The sequence below is a fragment of the Novosphingobium sp. PhB165 genome (genome assembly GCF_004341845.1).
Lineage (GTDB): Bacteria > Pseudomonadota > Alphaproteobacteria > Sphingomonadales > Sphingomonadaceae > Novosphingobium.
The window spans coordinates 32,654-50,790 of the sequence record NZ_SLVB01000008.1; the positions used below are offsets into that span (position 1 = coordinate 32,654).

The 18,137-nt window shown below is 63.9% G+C and carries 11 protein-coding genes; 6 read left to right on the top strand and 5 right to left on the bottom strand.

What is annotated here, in order from left to right:
• Positions 1-135: 135 nt before the first annotated feature.
• From EDF56_RS20565 to EDF56_RS20590, 6 genes are all read left to right on the top strand, one after another.
• Complete coding sequence (locus EDF56_RS20565) at positions 136-2,478, top strand: GH92 family glycosyl hydrolase (RefSeq protein ID WP_132391059.1); 2,343 nt, start codon at positions 136-138, stop codon at positions 2,476-2,478.
• Positions 2,479-2,732: 254 nt separating this feature from the next.
• Positions 2,733-3,743 carry a N(4)-(beta-N-acetylglucosaminyl)-L-asparaginase gene (locus EDF56_RS20570; RefSeq protein ID WP_132391061.1) on the top strand — a complete coding sequence of 337 codons (1,011 nt, stop codon included), beginning with the start codon at positions 2,733-2,735 and terminating at the stop codon, positions 3,741-3,743.
• A gap of 107 nt (positions 3,744-3,850) precedes the next feature.
• Positions 3,851-6,877 carry a TonB-dependent receptor gene (locus EDF56_RS20575; protein ID WP_243652740.1) on the top strand — a complete coding sequence of 1,009 codons (3,027 nt, stop codon included), beginning with the start codon at positions 3,851-3,853 and terminating at the stop codon, positions 6,875-6,877.
• Positions 6,878-7,231: 354 nt separating this feature from the next.
• Positions 7,232-9,091, top strand: a complete 1,860-nt coding sequence (locus EDF56_RS20580; RefSeq protein ID WP_132391268.1) for a beta-N-acetylglucosaminidase domain-containing protein — start codon at positions 7,232-7,234, stop codon at positions 9,089-9,091.
• A 683-nt stretch (positions 9,092-9,774) separates the two neighbouring features.
• Entirely contained in the window at positions 9,775-11,895 is a 2,121-nt protein-coding gene (locus EDF56_RS20585; protein ID WP_243652741.1) for a TonB-dependent siderophore receptor, read from the top strand.
• A 126-nt stretch (positions 11,896-12,021) separates the two neighbouring features.
• Positions 12,022-12,654, top strand: a complete 633-nt coding sequence (locus EDF56_RS20590) for a glutathione S-transferase (protein WP_132391065.1) — start codon at positions 12,022-12,024, stop codon at positions 12,652-12,654.
• A gap of 69 nt (positions 12,655-12,723) precedes the next feature.
• Here the strand turns inward: EDF56_RS20590 and EDF56_RS20595 are convergent, their stop codons facing one another.
• Genes EDF56_RS20595 through hpnI form a run of 5 tightly spaced genes read right to left on the bottom strand, consistent with a single transcriptional unit; the run spans position 12,724 to position 18,106 of the window.
• Complete coding sequence (locus EDF56_RS20595) at positions 12,724-13,713, bottom strand: lysylphosphatidylglycerol synthase domain-containing protein (protein WP_132391067.1); 990 nt, start codon at positions 13,711-13,713, stop codon at positions 12,724-12,726.
• Positions 13,710-14,618 carry a ferritin-like domain-containing protein gene (locus EDF56_RS20600; protein WP_132391069.1) on the bottom strand — a complete coding sequence of 303 codons (909 nt, stop codon included), beginning with the start codon at positions 14,616-14,618 and terminating at the stop codon, positions 13,710-13,712. The genes EDF56_RS20595 and EDF56_RS20600 overlap by 4 nt, the downstream gene beginning before the upstream one ends.
• On the bottom strand, positions 14,615-15,460 hold the full coding sequence (gene hpnK / locus EDF56_RS20605) for a hopanoid biosynthesis-associated protein HpnK (RefSeq protein ID WP_132391070.1): 846 nt from the start codon (positions 15,458-15,460) through the stop codon (positions 14,615-14,617). The genes EDF56_RS20600 and hpnK overlap by 4 nt, the downstream gene beginning before the upstream one ends.
• Positions 15,461-15,500: 40 nt before the next feature.
• Positions 15,501-16,946 carry a hopanoid biosynthesis associated radical SAM protein HpnJ gene (gene hpnJ / locus EDF56_RS20610; protein ID WP_132391072.1) on the bottom strand — a complete coding sequence of 482 codons (1,446 nt, stop codon included), beginning with the start codon at positions 16,944-16,946 and terminating at the stop codon, positions 15,501-15,503.
• Positions 16,943-18,106, bottom strand: a complete 1,164-nt coding sequence (hpnI, locus tag EDF56_RS20615) for a bacteriohopanetetrol glucosamine biosynthesis glycosyltransferase HpnI (RefSeq protein ID WP_132391074.1) — start codon at positions 18,104-18,106, stop codon at positions 16,943-16,945. The genes hpnJ and hpnI overlap by 4 nt, the downstream gene beginning before the upstream one ends.
• Between the last annotated feature and the right edge of the window lie 31 nt (positions 18,107-18,137).

Sequence of the window (18,137 nt, forward strand, 5' to 3'; positions counted from 1 at the left end):
GTTCAGCTTCTAAGTCCCGTGCAAAGCCGGCAGGTCTCACTCTCCTCCTCCCGAGATCTGCATGCACACGGGCCGGCGCCTGCCTCACGGTTTCGACCGCATAGGCAGGCGCCGTCCTTTTAAGGAATCTTTGTCATGACAGCTTTCAGCCGCCGCCGCCTGATGGCCGGTTCCTGCCGCCTTGCGCTGCTCGCTGCCGCGGGTTCGGCCGGCGCGACACGTGCGATGGCAGCCGAAACGACCGATCCCGAGGCTCCGGCGAAAGCCGATCCTTTCATCGGCACCGGCGGCGACGGCCACACTTTCCCGGGCGCCACCCTGCCCTTCGGCATGGTCCAGCTGAGCCCGGACACGGACACCGCGCGGTGGGACACCTGCTCGGGCTACCATCATGGCGACGCCTCGATGCTGGGCTTTTCGCACACGCATCTTTCGGGCACCGGCATCGGTGACATGCTGGACGTACTGGTGCAGCCCTGCCGGGGCGACGTGCGGCTCCAGCCCGGCCCGCTGGACCGGCCGGAGGAAGGCTACCGGCTACGCTATACCAATGAGGTGGCAGAGCCCGGCTACTACCGGGTCCAATTGGAAAACGGCGTCGCCAGCGAGCTTACCGCCACGCTTCGGACCGGGATCCAACGCCATACCTATCCGGCAGGAGAGGCCGGATCCGGCCATCTGCTGATCGACCTCTCGCACCTCGTGCCGGATTCCTCGGAAGCTCACCCGCTGATCGACGACGCCGAACTCGCGCTGGACGCCGACGGGACGCTCACCGGGCAGCGCCGGGTCTTCCGCTGGGCCAAGGGGCGGCACATCTACTTCGCGATGCAGTTCTCGCGACCGCCAAGCCGGGTCGAATTCTTCGGCGATGCGGACGCACCGCAAGCGCCGGGAACGCAAGGCGTCAAAGGCCGCCGCCTGAAGGCCGCAGTCCATTTCGATGACGCTGCGGCCGCCCCGATCATCGTGCGCACCGCCGTTTCGGCCGTGGATGTCGCTGGGGCCCGCGCCAACCTCGCAGCCGAGGCGACGCACTTCGATTTCGACGCATACCGGCAGGCCGCGAGCCGCGTCTGGGCCGAGGAACTGGGCCAGATCACCGTGCGCGGCGGCACCGCCGACCAGCGCGCGATCATGACGACGGCGCTCTATCATGCGGCCATCAGCCCGACGCTGTTTTCCGATGTGGACGGCCGCACGATGGGGCTAGACCGCAAGGTTCAGCAGCTCGCGCCGGGACAGACCGCCTACAGCGCCTATTCGCTCTGGGACACCTACCGCGCCGTTCACCCCTTGCAGATCCTGCTGCGGCCAAAGCAGGCGGAACAGTTCGTCGGCGATCTCATTCGCCAGACCCAGCAGAGCCCCTATGGGCCTCCGGTCTGGCCGTTACAGGGCGTGGAAACCGGCTGCATGATCGGCTGGCACTCGGTGCCGGTTCTGGCCGAAGCCATGGCCAAGGGCATTCCGGGCGACTATGCCGCCGCCTGGCCGGGTATTCGCAAGCGCGCGTTCGACTTTGCCACGCCCGCACAGGACAACGCGCTGGGCATTCCGCTTTATGACGCCAAGGGTTACGTCCCGGCCGACAAGGTTTTCGAGGGCGTAAGCCGCACGCTCGAATATGCCTATGACGACTATGCCGCCGCCCGGATCGCGCGTGCCGCCGGGGCTCTGGACGATGCCAGGCGGCTGGAAGCGCGGGCGGGCAACTGGAAGAACGTGTTCGACACCGCAACGGGTTTCGCGCGCCCGCGCCTTGACGACGGGACCTGGGCGGAACCTTACGACCCCGTTGAACTTGGCCATTCCGCCAAATGGCGGGACTTTACCGAAAGCAACGGCTGGCAGGCGACGTTCCTCAACCAGCACGATGTCCACGGCCTTGCCGAAGCGATGGGCGGCCCCGCCGCGCTGGAAGCCAAGCTGGACGCCTTCTTCAACGCGCCCTCGGCGCTGCCGAAGAACGCGCCGCCGGACATCAGCGGCATGGTCGGCCAGTACGCGCACGGCAACGAACCGTCGCATCACGTCGCCTATCTCTATGCATGGACCGGCTCGCACTGGAAGACGCAGGGCATGGCCCGCCGCCTGCTCGCCATGATGTACCGCGCCCGGCCGGGCGGCGTGATCGGCAACGACGATTGCGGGCAGATGAGCGCCTGGTACGTGCTCTCCGCGCTCGGGTTCTATCCCGTCGATCCGGTCAGCGGCATCTATATCTTCGGCAGCCCGCTGTTCGAGGAGGCGCGGGTGAAGCTGGGCAACGGCCGCGAACTTGTCGTCAGCGCCCCGGGCAACCGCTCGGACCGGCCCTATTACGGCCGCGTGGAATGGAATGGCAAGGCGTACAGCCGGTGCTGGATCCGCCATGACGAGATCATGCAGGGTGGTCAGCTGACGTTCCACATGCAGACCACACCGGACCTTTCGTTCGGACGCGAATCGCGCAACCGCCCGCCGCGTCAGGTCTGAATTCATCGCTTTTCGGCTGAAAACCTGCCTCCCCGCGAGGGGAGGTGGCCTTGTGGGTCATTCCATTACCCTGACAAGTGAGACCAATTGGCGACAAATATGCAACCTTGGTTGCAAAAATATAGCCCACGGCGAATTTTGGTATTGAATTGATTTAATCCCTATGACAGCTTTGTTGCAGGACACGCTTTGGGAAGGGCATGCCGGTCCAGGAAGGGACCCGGCGTGGCCTTGTCGGCAGGGGAAAAATGGGCATGGGAATTTCGCGTCGCGATACCTTGGGATTTGCCTTGGTCGGCTCGGTCGCCGCTGCAACCGCGCGGGCAGCGCCTGCCGTTAAGGGCACTTCCATGCAGAGCGCCGGCGATCCCGCGCTGGTGATTTCGACATGGGACTTTGGCGCCGCGGCCAACGCGGCGGCCTATAGCACCTGGAAAGCCGGCGGCACGCTGATCGATGCGGTGGAAGCCGGGGCGCGAGTGCCGGAAGCCGACGTCACCAATCATTCGGTCGGCCTTGGCGGCTACCCCGATCGCGACGGTCACGTCACGCTCGACGCGATCATCATGGACGATCGCGGCCATGCCGGTGCCGTTGCCGCTCTCGAAGGCTATGTCCACGCGATCTCCGTCGCCCGCCGGGTCATGGAACGCACGCCGCACACGATGCTGGTGGGCGAAGGCGCAGCGCAGTTCGCCCGCGAGCAAGGTTTCACAGCGCAAAACCTGCTGACGCCCGAAGCCGAGGCCGGATGGCGCGAATGGCTGAAGAAGGCGGAATACAAGCCGGTCGCCAATATCGAGAACCAGCGCGGTTCCGCGCTCGATCATGACACCATTGGTATCCTTGCACGCAGCCCGGACGGGCGCCTTGCCGGGGCCTGCACCACGTCCGGCATGGCCTTCAAACTGCGCGGAAGGGTGGGCGACTCTCCCCAGGCCGGTTGCGGACTGCTGGTCGAACCCGGCGTCGGCGCCGCCTCGGCAACGGGCGTGGGCGAGGAAGTGACGCGCATTGCCGGCGCAGCGCGCGTGGTGGGCTCCATGCGCATGGGCCTGTCCGCAATGGCGGCCTGCCGGGAAGCGATCGAGCACATCGTCAAACTGCGGGGAGACGCGGTGAAAGACGCGCAAGTGGCCTTCATCGCCATCGACAAGGACGGCCGGGTCGGCGCCTTCGCGATCCAGCCGGGCTTCACTTACGCCGTCACCGACGCGACCGGGCGCACGGTCGTACATCCCGCGGGCAGCCTCCGCACCGCCTGAAGTCACCTACCAGATTCGAAGCTCTGCCTGGCGCCCCCGCGCCGGAAGCCGGGACGAATGCATCCAGTAAAGTCGTATCAATTTCAGGGAAGAAGATGGGTCAACGAATGAGGAAGATCACGAAGATACTGCTGGCGACGACCTGCATTACCGGTCTCGCCGCCCCGGCACTGGCCCAGGACAATGCACCGGACGACGCTGCCGCCGACAACGCGGGCGGCACTCCCGCATCCCCAGCCGGGTCCATCGTCGTTACCGGTTCGCGCATCAACCGCCCGAATGCCACGGCGGCCGCGCCGATCACGTCCGTCACCAACGATGCGATCCGCGCGCAGGCCGCCGTCAATATCGAGGAAGTTCTCAACCGCATCCCGCAGATTTCGCCGGACAGCCAGCAGAACTACCAGGATTCGGACGGCCGCCAGCGCATCAAGCTGCGCAACCTCGGCTTCGAACGCACGCTGACCCTGATCGACGGCAAGCGCGTGGGCACCATGAACGGTGTCGATGCCAACATGATCCCCACCTCGCTGATCAAGCGCGTGGACGTGCTAACCGGCGGCGCTTCGGCAGTCTACGGCTCGGACGCCATCGCCGGTGTCGTGAACTTCGTCATGGATGACGATTTCGAAGGCCTTCAGGTCAACGGCAACTACAACTTCTACGCCCACAGCAACAAGCGCACGCTGATTTCAGACGTCGCCAGCCAGTACGGCTTCCAGCAGCCGGCCAGCGGCACCACCACCGACGGCGGCCGTACCGACGTATCGGTGACCTTCGGCAAGAAGCTGTTCGACAACCGCTTCCACATCAGCGGCTATGTCAACTACCGCGAGGCCGCGCTCGTTCCGTTCTCCTCGCGCGAAACGTCCGGCTGCCAGCTGGTCGAAAGCTCCAAGGACGGCCCACTGGGCTGCACCGTCTCCACCTATACGCCCAACGGCTATATCTCGCCCCGCACGGGCGCGGCCAATGGCGAGGAGTACGTCAACAATCCCGACGGCTCGCGGACTTTCGTTCCCTACAGCGATGCCGTGGCCGCCAATCCCTATGACGGCGAGTCCTTCCAGCGCGCCGACAAGCGCTGGAACGCGGGCGGTTTCACGTCGTTCGAGATCTCCGACGCGGCCGAACTCTACGGCAGCGTGATGTGGTTCCGCGACCGTTCGACGAACCCCTTCCCGGCGCGCGTCTACAGCCCCACTGCCTACGGTGACGGCTCTTCGCCTTACTATGTGAACTGCAACAATCCGCTGATGTCGGCCTCTCAGGCGCAGACCGTCTGCGGTGCGGCTGCAGGCACTTCCGAACTCGTGCCGATCGAACTGCGCTATCGCCTCAACAACGTGGCGCCACTCGACGACGTCTACGTCAACACCGGCCTGCGTGCGACCGCCGGCGTACGCGGCCAGTTCGCGCAAGGGTGGAACTACGACCTCGGCGGCGTCTATGCGCGCAACCGTCAGGACATCACCTGGGGCCAGCCGGACTATGACCGCGTGAACAACGCGCTCAACGTCGTCAACGTCAACGGCCAGCTTCAGTGCGCCAGCGGTTCGGCCGACGGCTGCCTTCCCTTCGACGCCTTCAGCGCCAACTCGGCAATGAACACGCAGTCGCTCTACAACTACCTGATCTCGGGCAACTTCGGCACCAGCACCACGATCAACTCGCTCTACAACGTGGTCGGCACGGTTCAGGGCGATCTGGGCACTTACGGCATCAAGACGCCGTGGGCCGAACAGGGCGTGGCCGTGGCCTTCGGCGCCGAGTTCCGCGAAGACAAGCTGCAGAGCTATGCCGACGACATCTGGCGCGAACAGAACGGCGGATCGGACAGCAATCTTTCGCAGCACGCGTGGGAAGGCAACGTGGAACTTCAGGTTCCGATTGCCGAGCACAAGCCCTTCGCCGACCTGATCCAGTTCAACGGCGCCTATCGTCTGTCCAAGTACAGCTCGAACCCCAGCGTCTTCTCGACCTGGAAGGCCGAGGCGATCTGGGCTCCGATCCCGGACATCACGTTCCGCGGCTCGATCAACCGCGCCCAGCGCGCCCCAACGGTGGTGGAAGCCTATCAGGGCTCCAACATCAGCTACGGCCGCATCGACACGGCCTATAACGACATCTGCGCGCCCACGGTCAGCTACACGACCGGTGCCAACGGTCAGCGCGTTCCGGTCTACGGTGCTCCCGCCGCCTCGCGCGAGGTCTGCAAGGCAACGGGTCTCGCCGATAATCTCTACGGCAGCCCGACCCTGATCTGCCCGACCGACATCGGCTGCACGGTGCGTCACGGCGGCTACACCGTCGATCCCGAAACGGCTTATACCAAGACCTTCGGCGTCGTCCTCAAGCCGTCGTTCATCCGCGGCCTGACCGTCTCGGTCGACCGCTTCCTGATCGATCTCAACGACTCGATCGGCTACAACGACTACGACTACTTCTCGAACGGCTGTCTCCAGACCGGTAGCGAGTTCTTCTGCTCCATGTTCGTGCGCAATGCGGACGGTACGCTTTCGAGCAACCCCAACACGAACCCGGACACCGGCTACATCCGTGGCGGCACGACGAACTACTACAAGAGCAAGTCGCATGGCTGGGACTTCCAGGGCCAGTACAACCTCGGCTTCGGCAAGTACGGCAGCGTCGCGTTCGACTTCTCGGGTTCGCTCACGACCCTGGCCGGCGGCCAGGACTCGCCGATCCTCGCCAAGTACAATTGTGCCGGATACTTCGGCGGTCCTTGCGGCCAGCTGATCCCCAAGTGGACCCACAGCCTTCGCGCCACCTACACGACCGAAGACCGCGTCTTCAACGCATCGTTCAACTGGCGCTATGTGGGCCCGCTGACGAACGTGTCGAACTCGGGCGACCCGGCACTCGGCTGGAGCGAAAGCACCGAGCGTGAGACGTTCTATCGCATCGGTGCGCAGAACTACTTCGACCTCGCCCTCACGGTCCGCGTGAACGAGCAGTTCTCGCTGCGCATGTCGGCGAACAACATCTTCGACAAGCTGCCGCCGCTGATCCCCAATTCGTACAGCTACGCATTGTCGCGGAGCAACACTCTGTCGGCCCGTTACGACTCGCTCGGCCGCCAGCTGGCGATCGGCGCGACCGTCAACTTCTGATAAAAGCAATGTGCCGGAACCTCCGAAACGGGGTTCCGGCACATTGCCGTTAGATCGTCTCGAATATCCGAGACGAAGCGCCCCGCCCGGCGCTACAGCCCCTTTTAGGGGGCGGGTCTTTCCGGCCACGTCGCCAACGCAGACCTCCCAAACCCATTGCATCCCGTGAAAGATAAATCGGCTGGCCGCAGCGCTTGCATTGTGGTGACGCGTCTGATTTACAAGACCTATATAACACCATTCTAATACCGGAGAGTCTGGGTGAATCACTACCGTCGCCGCCTGAATCAAAGCGTCAGAGCGGCCCTCCCCCTCATCCTGGCCGCCACCGCTGCCGCACCGCACGCCAGCGCGATGACGGAAACGCTGCCGGGCATCTTCCCCACCCCGACCTCGATGCAATTGAATGGCGGCACGGTCACGCTCGGCACCTCAGTCGTGTTGGTGCAAGCGGCGAAGACTGATGCCGAAACCGTCGAACTCGTACGGCAAATTCTGAGCAATGCCGGCGTCACCCGCATCCGCACGGCCACGCATATCCCCGCGAAGCTCGACCAGAGCTATATCGTCATCGGCGCCGGCAATTCCGCGATCCTGCGCAGTGCCGTCGGCCGGGTGAAAGCCGCCCTGCCCACGGAAAAGGAAGGCTACACTCTCGCCAGCACGGTTGAAGACGGCGGCAACCTGACCGTCCTCGCCGGGTTCGATGGCGACGGCCTGTTCCACGCCGCCCAGACTCTGCGCCAGTTGGCGAAGCGCGCCAGCTTCCCCGCCGTACGCATTCACGACTTCCCGTCGATGCCGGTGCGCGGAACCATCGAGGGCTTCTACGGCGCCCCGTGGACGATGCAGGACCGCAGCGCGCACCTCGCATTTCTCGGCCGCGCAAAGGCCAATACCTATATCTACAGCCCCAAGGACGATCCCTTTGCGCGCGACAAATGGCGCGACGATTATCCCGCCGCGACACTGAAGCAACTTGGCGAACTGGTGCATCAGGCAGAGCGCAATCACATCGATTTCGTCTATGCGATCTCGCCCGGCCCGTCGGTCTGCTATTCCAGCCCGGCCGATCTTCAAGCGCTGCGCCGCAAGTTCGACGCGATCCGGGGCCTGTCCGTGCGCACCTTCTACGTAGCGCTCGACGATATCGAATATACCAAGTGGAACTGCGATGCCGACAAGGAAAAGTTCGGCCCCGCCAGCGACAAAGCCGCTGCAGCGGCGCAGGCCTATCTGCTGAACGCGGTCCAGGCCGATCTCGCATCCGGTAACGCGGCCGGACCGTCGCTGATCATGGTGCCGACCGAATATTACAACGCCACGGAATCGCCCTACAAGGCAGGCCTGCGCGAGAAGCTCGATCCCCGGATTATCGTCCAATGGACCGGTACCGATGTTGTGCCGCCCGCGATCTCGATCCCCGACGCCAAGGCCGCGACCAAGGCGTTCGGCCGCAAGACGCTGCTGTGGGACAACTATCCGGTCAACGATTACGCCCAGTCGACGGGCCGGCTGCTGGTCGCCCCTTACGCGCGGCGCGAGGCGGGCCTTTCGAGCGAGCTGACCGGCATCGTCGCCAATCCGATGAATCAGGAAGCGCCCAGCCGCGTGGCGGTGATGGGGCTCACCGCCTTTGCGTGGAACGACAAGGCCTATGACGCGGAGCTGACATGGCACGCGGCAGCGCGGGAACTCGCGTCCGACGATCCGCGCACCACGGCGGCGCTGCTCACCTTCTTCGACACGCAGCACCTCGCCCCGACGTTCGGCACCCAGCCCTGGCAACCGCAAGCGCCTAGGCTGAAGGCCGTGCTGGATCATGTGCGGGAGGCGCTGGCACAAGGTGACGCCGCGGCGCGCAAGGCTGCGCTGAAGGATCTCGCGCGTCAGGCGGATGATATTGCCAATGCGCCGGACATCATCCGCGCGGGCGTGGCGGACAAGGGCTTCGTTGCCCAATCGGCGCCGTGGCTCGACGCAATGCAGCGCTGGGGCCGCGCCCTGCAACTGACGGCTGCGGGCCTGAGCGCCGCCGACGAAGGCAGCGGCACGGCACAGCCGTTCTTCGCCGATGCCAAGCGCATGGCGGACGAAGCCGCAGCGATACGGTCGATCCCCGGCGCGACCCGCTTCGAAGGACCGATCAAGATCGCCGACGGCGTGCTCGACCTATTCATCGCCGATGCGCCCGGCCTGATCGCGACGCCATAATCGCCGCAGGAAGCGCCGCGTCGAAAACGCGGCGCTTCCTGCGAGTGCCCTCTCTCAAGAACGGATTCCAGACAGTACGCGCGAGACGGTGCCGATGGCCGCTGCCACGCCTTCGCCGGACGTTCACCAATTGATGATGCCGATCCGCATGACGTCGCTCTTGCCAGCCGGTGTCACTGAAAACGCGGTGCCTTCAGCATAGACTCGCGCGATCCGGGCAGCGCAATCCTCCTCGTTTGCACCAGCCTCCGGCCAGTGACAGCGTACCGCCGCTGGTTTCGCATGGAAGGTGCCAGCCGTTCCGGGCCATCACGCGACACAATGAGCACCGCAGCCTGCCGGCAGTTTAGGTCGATCCGATCGGCAATGCCCGGTCCGCCCGTTCGCGTTACCCAGCATAGATCGCGCGCCCGCGTACCCGCCGTGCCCAGTCGATCTGCTCCCACGTGCCGCTTTGGTCGGTCTGCCGCACGGATCGCCATCGCCCAGCAGCCGCAATTCGCGCATCTGTTGCTCATTTCCCACAAGTTCGCGCCTGCATCCCGGAAAGATCCCGCGCCGCTCCGATTATATTGCGATCAATTCGCATTAGCACTAGTGGCCAGCTGCGACTCATTCTCGAAAGGCACACAATGTTTCGAACGACGGTCCGCGGACGGCTTCTTCTGGGAGCGGCCACCGGCATGATGGCGGTTTCCATTCTCCCTGCCTTCGCTCACGCGGCGGCTGCCGAGAACGACGATATCGTCGTCAAGGGCGATCGGCCTGCGAACGTCGCCTCGTCCGGCACCAAGAGCGACACGCCCATTGCCCTGACTCCGCAGTCGATCTCGGTGATCGATTCCGGGACGATCTCCGATCTGGGCATCCAGAACCTCAACCAGGCTCTGCGTTTCGTCGCCGGCGTCACGCCCGAAACGCGCGGATCCTCGGCCGAAGTCTACGACCAGTTCAAGCTGCGCGGCTTCGATGCGCCGACCTATCTCGACGGTCTGAAGATGTTCGGCAGCGCCACCGGCTATGCGACCCCGCAGGTCGACATGTCGCGGCTCGATCGCATCGAAGTCGTGAAGGGCCCGGCCTCAGCACTTTACGGTTCGTCCAGCCCCGGCGGCTTCGTCAACATGCAGAGCAAGCTGCCGATCGATCGTGATTTCTACGGCGCGGTCTCGGGGTCCTACGGCAGCTACAATCTCTACCGTGTCGACGGTGACATCGGCGGGAAAATCGGCGAGACCGTGCTGTGGCGCATCAACGGCAGCGTCAATGGCGCAGACTCCCAGCAGGACATCGGCAAGCGCCGCCGCCAGACCGTTTCGGGCGCAGTGACGCTTGGGGCAGGCACTCCGACCACGTTTACCGTCCTCGGCGCCTACTCGCACGATCCCTACAACGGCAACTACGGCGTGTTCCCGGCCAGCGGCACGCTGTTCGACAATCCCAACGGCAAGATCTCCACGAAGTTCTACGGCGGCGAGCCGGACGACTTCTTCAAGCGCGAACAGGCTGCCGGAACCTTCATTTTCCGCCACGAATTCGGCGACAACTGGGCGTTCCGCGCCTCCGGCCGCTACCAGTACGTGAAGAGCAGCCTCGGCATCGTCTATACGTCGGGCTCGCCGGTTGAAGAGGGCGGCACCGTCTACAACCGCGCGTCCTATGCGACGAACGAGAACCTGAACAACTGGACCTTCGACAACCAGCTCAGCGGCAAGTTCAGCACCGGTCCGCTGGAGCATAACGTGCTGTTCGGTCTGGACCGGCAGGTCGCGCATTCGAACGAACTCTATGCGTTCGGCTCGGCCAACACGATCGATGCCTACAACCCCGTCTACGGCACGATGCCGACGCCGCGGAATCCCTATGAAGTTCCCGGCTTTGACGCGGACTTCAATTACGATCCGAACAGTCTTGTCGATCCCACCTACGTCGCCACCCGGCAGCGTCAGCAAGGCGTCTACGCGCAGGATCGCATTTCGGTCGGCAAGCTCGACGTTACGCTGAGCGGCCGTCAGGACTGGGCGCGGCTTGAGCAGAGCGGGTCCGTCCAGCACGACAGGAAGTTCACCTGGCGCGCTGCGGCGCTCTACAAGACGGACCTTGGGCTATCGCCCTATGTCACTTACTCGACCTCGTTCGAACCGCAGTCTGCCATCCTGGACAACGGCGAGCTTGCCAAGCCCTCGCTCGGCAAGCAGATCGAGGCCGGTGCCAAGTACGTGATCCCCGGCACGGACATCCTGCTGACGGGCGCCTGGTTCCAGATCAACCAGACCAATGTGGTCGTCTCCAACCCGGTGACTTTCGCCTCGTTCCAGTCGGGCGAAGTGCGTTCACGCGGGGTCGAGGTCGAGGCCAGCGGCTCGCTGCCTTACGACTTCAACTTCCGCCTCGCGTTCAGCAGCCAGAACGTGAAGGTTCTCAAGGACGTCAATCCCGACAATGTCGGCAAGGGCCTCGCAACCGTCGGCAAGGGTGGCATCAGCGCAAACCTTGCCTGGGAGCCAAGGGAAGGCACGTTCCAGGGCCTCTCCCTCGGCGGCGCGGTTCGCCATGTGGACAAGGTCTATGCGGGCAGCCTCGATGGCGAAACGACTATCTACACGCCCGCATACACCGTGTTCGACGGGTTGATCCGCTATAACCTCGCCAAGGTGAGCCCCAGCCTTTCAGGCGTCACTCTGGGCCTCAACGCCACCAACATCTTCGACAAGAAGTACCTGACCAGTTGCTTTGCGGCCTATAGCTGGTGCTGGTACGGCAACCGCCGGACGGTGCAGGGAACCATCGGCTTCACCTGGTAAGGTCCTACGCGGGGAACGTCTCGAACGGCGTTCCCCGTCAGATTCCACCAATGTGTTTCCGCGTGATTTCGAGTGGCGATGGCTGCTAGGGGAGCCGACCAAGCAGCATTGGCAATGAGAAGTACGATGGTTGAGCCGGTCCTCTACAGCTTCAGGCGATGCCCTTACGCGATGCGGGCAAGGCTGGCTCTGGCCGTCAGCGCGACCACCTGCGAACTGCGAGAGATCAAGCTTTCGGCGAAACCGGCGGACATGCTACGCGCCTCCCCGAAAGGCACGGTGCCCGTATTGGTGCAAGCCGATGGCAAAACGATCGAACAGAGCCTCGACATCATGCACGCCGCATTGGGGCGGAACGATCCCGAAAGCTGGCTGGACCGCGGCGATGCCGCCCTGATCGCGATCAACGACGGCCCGTTCAAGTATGACCTCGACCGCTACAAATACCCCGAGCGCCACGATGGCGATGCTTTGGCGCGCAGGGCGAGCGGGCTGGAATTCCTGCGTGAAGTGGAAAGCAGGCTGGCAACCAGCCCATTCCTTTGCGGCTCTACGCGCGGTCTCGCGGACGCTGCCATCATCCCATTCGTCCGGCAATTTGCGGCGGTGGACAGCTCGTGGTTCGAAAGTCAGCCGCTTCCCCATGTGCAGCGATGGCTGTCCGACTATCTGGCATCGCCGCTGTTCGCCGCAATCATGCTGCGTGTGCCGGTTTGGTCACCCGGGGCGGCCCCGGTATTCTTCCCCGCGAGGCAGTAAGGGACGGGGCACGGCTCAAGCTCGGCCTGGACCGTCAACCTGGGCAGCGAGCCGATTTGGCAATAACATTTACAGGGCCTGTTCGCGTCGTGCCGTCACGCCGCGCAATTCGATCACTTGCCAGATGAGCAGCGTGGGCAGGCCAATCGCCAGATCGCGGGCGCGTTTGGCAAGAGACAGGGCGAGAGCCGTTTCCGGCGGCAAGCCGAACAGCGGGCCTGCGAAAGCATAAGCGGCCTCCTGCACCCCCAGCGCTCCGGGAATGACGAAGGCAACGCTGCGCAGCGTGAAAATCAGACTCTCCAGTGCGAGAATGTCCCAGATCGACGCCTGCGTTCCCATCCATCGCAGAGCGAGCCACGCACCGATCCCGCTGGCCACCCAGGCGGCCAGATTGATGACGAAGGCAAGCGCCACCCGGTCTCTATGCGCATAGATCCGCGAAAGCTCCGATCGCATACCGGCCATGGCGGTCGATTCCGGCAGGAAGCGAGCGGCAATGGCCGTGGCGAAATCCAGCGCGGTTCGCTGCATGGCGAAGAACAGCAGGATGATCGCGACCATCACGAACGTTCCGCCGAGGATCGCCGGGCGTAATTGAACCGCCGCGCCGTCGCCGATCAGCAGCGAGCCCATCAGCGACAGGCCGAACAGGGTGTAGACCAACTGGCTCGCCATTTCGGTGGTCATGTCGACGACCAGCGAGCCGTGGACGCGGTGGGACGGCAGCGAGGCGGCTGTCAGCGTCCGGGCGCTGACGATGACTCCGCCCAACTGGGAAAACGGCAGCAAGTCGGAAGCAGCCTCGCGCACCATCCGCGCCCAGGCGAACAGGGGGAGAGTGCGCGCCTTCTCACCGGGCGCCGCCGCGAGCCACGCCGCCCCGAGCAAGACGAAGACGCCAAGCGACCAGAAGCAATAGAGCAGGAAACCCGCCAGTCCCATGCGCGCGGCAATGGCCAGCACGTCTCGCAGTCCGGCGGCGCCGATCGTCCACGCAGCAACCGCAAGACCAACTACGGTCGCCAGTAATATGCCGATCCGCGCCCAGTGTTTCAGCCGCTTTCTCCCGGCTTGGGGCCCTTCACGAAGCGCAGCGCCAAACGGATCATGCTCGGCACGAAACGCGGGCGCAGCAGGCGCCGATCATAGGCAGACAGCCGCCGGTCGTTCTCCGCCAGGCAGAGACGCGCCAGTTCGGGGAAAGTGATCTCCACGCCCAGTTCCTTGGACCCGTTGAGCGTGAAATTGTTCTCCTGCGCGCGGGTATTGTCCTTGCCCATGCCCTTGGCCATGTCGATCCGTTCCCAGATCAGGAACGCCCAGACCGCGATCACCTTGAGTTCGAACCACGGCCGTCGCCACAGCGGCATGTTCCGCCGCCACCAGGCCACCCAGTTCACGAAGAACAGGATATGCCGCCCTTCCTCACGCATCACGGGCTCGAAGGTATCGACCAGTTCGGGCGGAAAGAAGCCCGAATCCTTGGCCACCTTGAACAGGCCGAAGCCGAAGAAACTGTCGATGCATTCCGAATAGCCGGTACGCATGAAGGCGAATTCGGGATCGGCGGGCCGCACATACGCGGGCTCCGGTACCAGTTCGATGCCGTAAGCCTGCACCATGTCGGACAGTACCAGCTTGTGGCGTGATTCCTCGAAGGCGTTCATCTCCACGGCGGACTTCAGCAGCGGATCGTTCACGCCTTCGGCAAAAGTCCGGACGTTCATGCCGGCTCGGCCTTCGGTGGCAACGGCAATGTCCCAGATCGGCAGGGAGACGATCTTGTTTCGCGTATCGTCGTCCAGTTTCGGCCAGTCGATCAATGCCGGGCGATAGGGATCGTGCGTATCCAGCAGCGTCCGGCTCATCAACAGCAAGTGTTCGGGACTGCCGTATTTGAGCCGTCCGGTCGGGAGCGGAACCGTCTTGTCGTAGTCGCCCCAGGAGCTGGCCAGAGTCATGAGCGCTCTCCTTCAATGAAGTCCGTAAAGCGTCCGAGAACGATGGCATTGCGCGCCACCGCCTGTTTGGCAAGTGAGTCGGTGAGCGCGGCCAGCTCTTCGGCGTAGCGGTAGCCGGGCGCCGATCCGGCATAGGGGCCGGTCGCGGGATGGGCGTAGATTTCGCTGAGACCGTCGGGCAGATGCTTCAGCAGGCCCTGGATACGCGATGTGGTCATCGCGCCAGACCAGGCGAGGCCGAAGACCTGATCCGGTGTGGTCAGACTGGCGCGACGCATCAGGCGCTGCACTTGCTGCGCCCAGATGCCCTCCACTCCGGAACGTACGCTGTCGCTTTCGACCGCGCGCAGCACGGCACGCGGTTCGACCGGCGCGCGAACCGTCCGCATGCCGTGCGCCTTGCCCACTTTTACAAGCGTGGCGGCAATGGTGGGGTGCAGATGGAAATGCTTGTGCGCGTTCACGTGATCGAGCGGCAGTCCGGTGGCGGCAAAGGCATCGAATTGCGCCTCGACTTCCGCCGCAAGCTGGCGGCGCGCGGCGGGCGAGGCGAAAATCCGCATGGCCGCACGAACCATGTCGGTACGGAATTTGCCCTCGGAATCGACCAGCGCGGGAACGCGGTCCGAGGGCAGCACGGGCCGCCCATCCACCAGCACGACATGCAAGCCGACTCCAAGCGAAGGCAGCCGCTTTGCCCGCTCCACCGCATCGTTCACCGCCGCGCCGCCGACCATCAGGCTGGCAGCGGTCAGAATGCCGTCCCGATGCGCGCGCTCGACCGCTTCGTTGACTTCCAGCGACGCTCCGAAATCGTCGGCAGTGACGACCAGGCGCTTCACGATCCGGCTCAGAACCGGCGGGCTGAGATGGGTCTACGCATCACGCGACCACCTTGCGGCGGCGCAGGAAATCGAAGAATTCAACGCCTTCGCGCAGACGGCGTTTCATCATGTCCCAGTCGCGCACCATTTCCCACACGATCGATCCAATCTTGGACGGGCGGAAGTAGAAGCGCTTGTAGAACTCCTCCACCTTGTCGAAGATCACCGGCGCGGGCAGATGCTCGTAGCTCAATTGCGCGATCTGGTTGCCGCCATCGGTCAGCAGGTGATCGGTGCCGTCGAACCAGCCGTTGTCCATCGCCTGCTTGTAAAGGAACGTGCCCGGATAGGGCGCCGCCAGCGAGACCTGAATCGTGTGCGGGTCGATCTCCTTGGCGTAGTTGATCGTTTCCTCGATCGTTTCCTCCGTCTCACCGGGAAGGCCGAGGATGAAAGTGCCGTGGATGACGATGCCCAGTTCGTGGCAGTCTTTGGTGAATTGCCGCGCGACATCGACGCGCAGGCCCTTCTTGATATTGTGCAGGATCTGCTGGTTGCCGCTTTCATAGCCGACCAGCAGCAGGCGCAACCCGTTGGCCTTCAGAACTTCCAGCGTCTTGCGCGGGACGTTGGCCTTGGCGTTGCAGCTCCAGCTCATCGGGAAACCCGGCTTGCCGAAGCCCAGCTTGCCCAGCGCGACGGCCAATTCCTCCACGCGAGGGGCGTTGTCGGTCAGCGTGTCGTCGTCGAAGAATATCTCCTTGGTCTGGGGGATATTCTCCATCACGTACTTCACTTCCTCGATCACATGCGCGATCGAGCGGGTGCGGTAATTGTGCCCGCCCACGGTCTGCGGCCAAAGACAGAAGGTGCAGCGGCTCTTGCAGCCGCGACCCGTGTAGAAGCTGACGTAAGGGTGCTTCAGATAGCCGCCGAAGTACTTCTCTATCGTCAGGTCGCGCTTGTAGATCGGCGAGACGAATGGCAGCGAATCCATGTCTTCCAGCACCTTGCGGTCCCGGTTGTGGACGATAGACCCATCGGCATCGCGCCACGAAATCCCGTCCACTTCGCGCAGCGGCATGCCGTTCGCGACATCGACGATCGTGAAGTCGAATTCGTTGCGGCAGACGAAATCGATCGCGGTGCTGGCGGCCAGCGCCTTTTCGCTTTCGACTGCCACCTTGGCGCCGATCATGCCGATCAGCGCCTTGGGATTACGCGCCTTGATCAGTTCGGCGGTGCGCACGTCCTGATTGAAGCTGGGGGTGGAGGTGTGCAGGATCACCAGATCTCGGCCATCCACCTCATGCGCGATATCGTCCCACGACAGATCGTGCGCGGGGGCATCGATCAGCTTCGAACCCTCTACCATCGCGGCGGGCTGCGCCAGCCAGGTGGGATACCAGAAGGACTTCACCTCGCGCTTCATCTGGTACCGCGCGCCGGCGCCGCCGTCATACCCGTCGAAGGAGGGGGCTTGAAGAAAAAGCGTAGACTTCATGTCCTGGCAATCTCCGAAGAAACCGTGACGCGCCCTTGACCTACCATATTAAGCGCCGTTCCGCGCCAATCAACAGAGCGGACGAAGAAGCTGGCAAGAAAAATCGCGAAACTCAATATGTCACGCAGCGGCAAGGACCAGAATGGCGCGGAACTGGCATCTGTGTGACGATCGACCACCCGCTTCGTGCAGAGCCGCACAAGGGCCGTCCCAACCACGGCCACCAGTCCGGGGACTGGATGAAAGGGCAGCGCCATCAGGGCCAGCGGGAACGGGACGGTGATGAACGATCCGGCATAACCGGCCGGGGCTATGCCGCGCACCGTCGCCGCCCAGCGCAGTTCGTGCCGCCACACCTCGCGAAACCGGGCATCGGTGAAGGCGTGGGTCAGCACCATGGGGGGAACGTCTACCGAAAGGCCAAGCCGCGCGATCGCTTGCCCCATGGCGTGATCGTCGGCCAGCACGTCGGCGAAGCGGGCAAATCCGCCGATCGCATCCAGCGTCTCGCGCCGGAGGGCGATGGTCGATCCCATGCAGGGCGCCGCCATGCCACGGGTTTTCGCGAAGACGAGGTTGGGCAGAAACTGATAGCTGCTTCCCGCAGCGGCCAGTCGGGACCAGAAGCCGCCATCCCCCCGCCCGCGATAGAGGCAGGTGACGGCGCCGGTTTCTGGGTGACGGAGAGCCGGGAGCAGCCGGGACAGATAATCGCGCTCCACCGCCATGTCGCTGTCGCTGAGGACCAGGGTATCATGCGCCGCATGGCCCATCATGTTCACGAGGTTCGAGATTTTCCCGTTGGGCCCGTGACGAGTGCCATCCACGACAAGGTCGATGCGAGCCTCCGGAAAGCGAGCCTGAAGCGCTCTGACGGTTTCAATTGCGGGATCATCGGGCCGCTGCACGCCGCACAGGATCTGAATCCTGCCGTCGTGATCCTGTTCGACGAAGCTCGCGAGGTTTTCCAGAAGGCGCGGTTCCCGGCCATAGAGCGGCTTCAGGATCGTAACCGCCTCGCTGCCCGGCACCGGCGTTTCCGCAGCCCGCAAGAACCGGTCCAGCGCGAAGGTCGCAGCCGCCAAATAGGCCGCGCCGATCCCCGCCATCAGCAGCAGGATCCATCCGACAGCGGACATCATGATGGTCAGAACCGTCATTCGCTTCCTTCGTCAGCCGAGCACGGCATGA

What these genes read in the sequence shown, in the direction of transcription:
- EDF56_RS20565 (WP_132391059.1), top strand. Translation starts at nt 136, where the DNA reads ATGACAGCTTTCAGCCGCCGCCGCCTGATGGCCGGTTCCTGCCGCCTT.
- EDF56_RS20570 (WP_132391061.1), top strand. Translation starts at nt 2,733, where the DNA reads ATGGGAATTTCGCGTCGCGATACCTTGGGATTTGCCTTGGTCGGCTCG.
- EDF56_RS20575 (WP_243652740.1), top strand. Translation starts at nt 3,851, where the DNA reads ATGAGGAAGATCACGAAGATACTGCTGGCGACGACCTGCATTACCGGT.
- EDF56_RS20580 (WP_132391268.1), top strand. Translation starts at nt 7,232, where the DNA reads ATGACGGAAACGCTGCCGGGCATCTTCCCCACCCCGACCTCGATGCAA.
- EDF56_RS20585 (WP_243652741.1), top strand. Translation starts at nt 9,775, where the DNA reads ATGATGGCGGTTTCCATTCTCCCTGCCTTCGCTCACGCGGCGGCTGCC.
- EDF56_RS20590 (WP_132391065.1), top strand. Translation starts at nt 12,022, where the DNA reads ATGGTTGAGCCGGTCCTCTACAGCTTCAGGCGATGCCCTTACGCGATG.
- EDF56_RS20600 (WP_132391069.1), bottom strand. Translation starts at nt 14,618, where the DNA reads ATGACTCTGGCCAGCTCCTGGGGCGACTACGACAAGACGGTTCCGCTC.
- hpnJ (WP_132391072.1), bottom strand. Translation starts at nt 16,946, where the DNA reads ATGAAGTCTACGCTTTTTCTTCAAGCCCCCTCCTTCGACGGGTATGAC.
- hpnI (WP_132391074.1), bottom strand. Translation starts at nt 18,106, where the DNA reads ATGACGGTTCTGACCATCATGATGTCCGCTGTCGGATGGATCCTGCTG.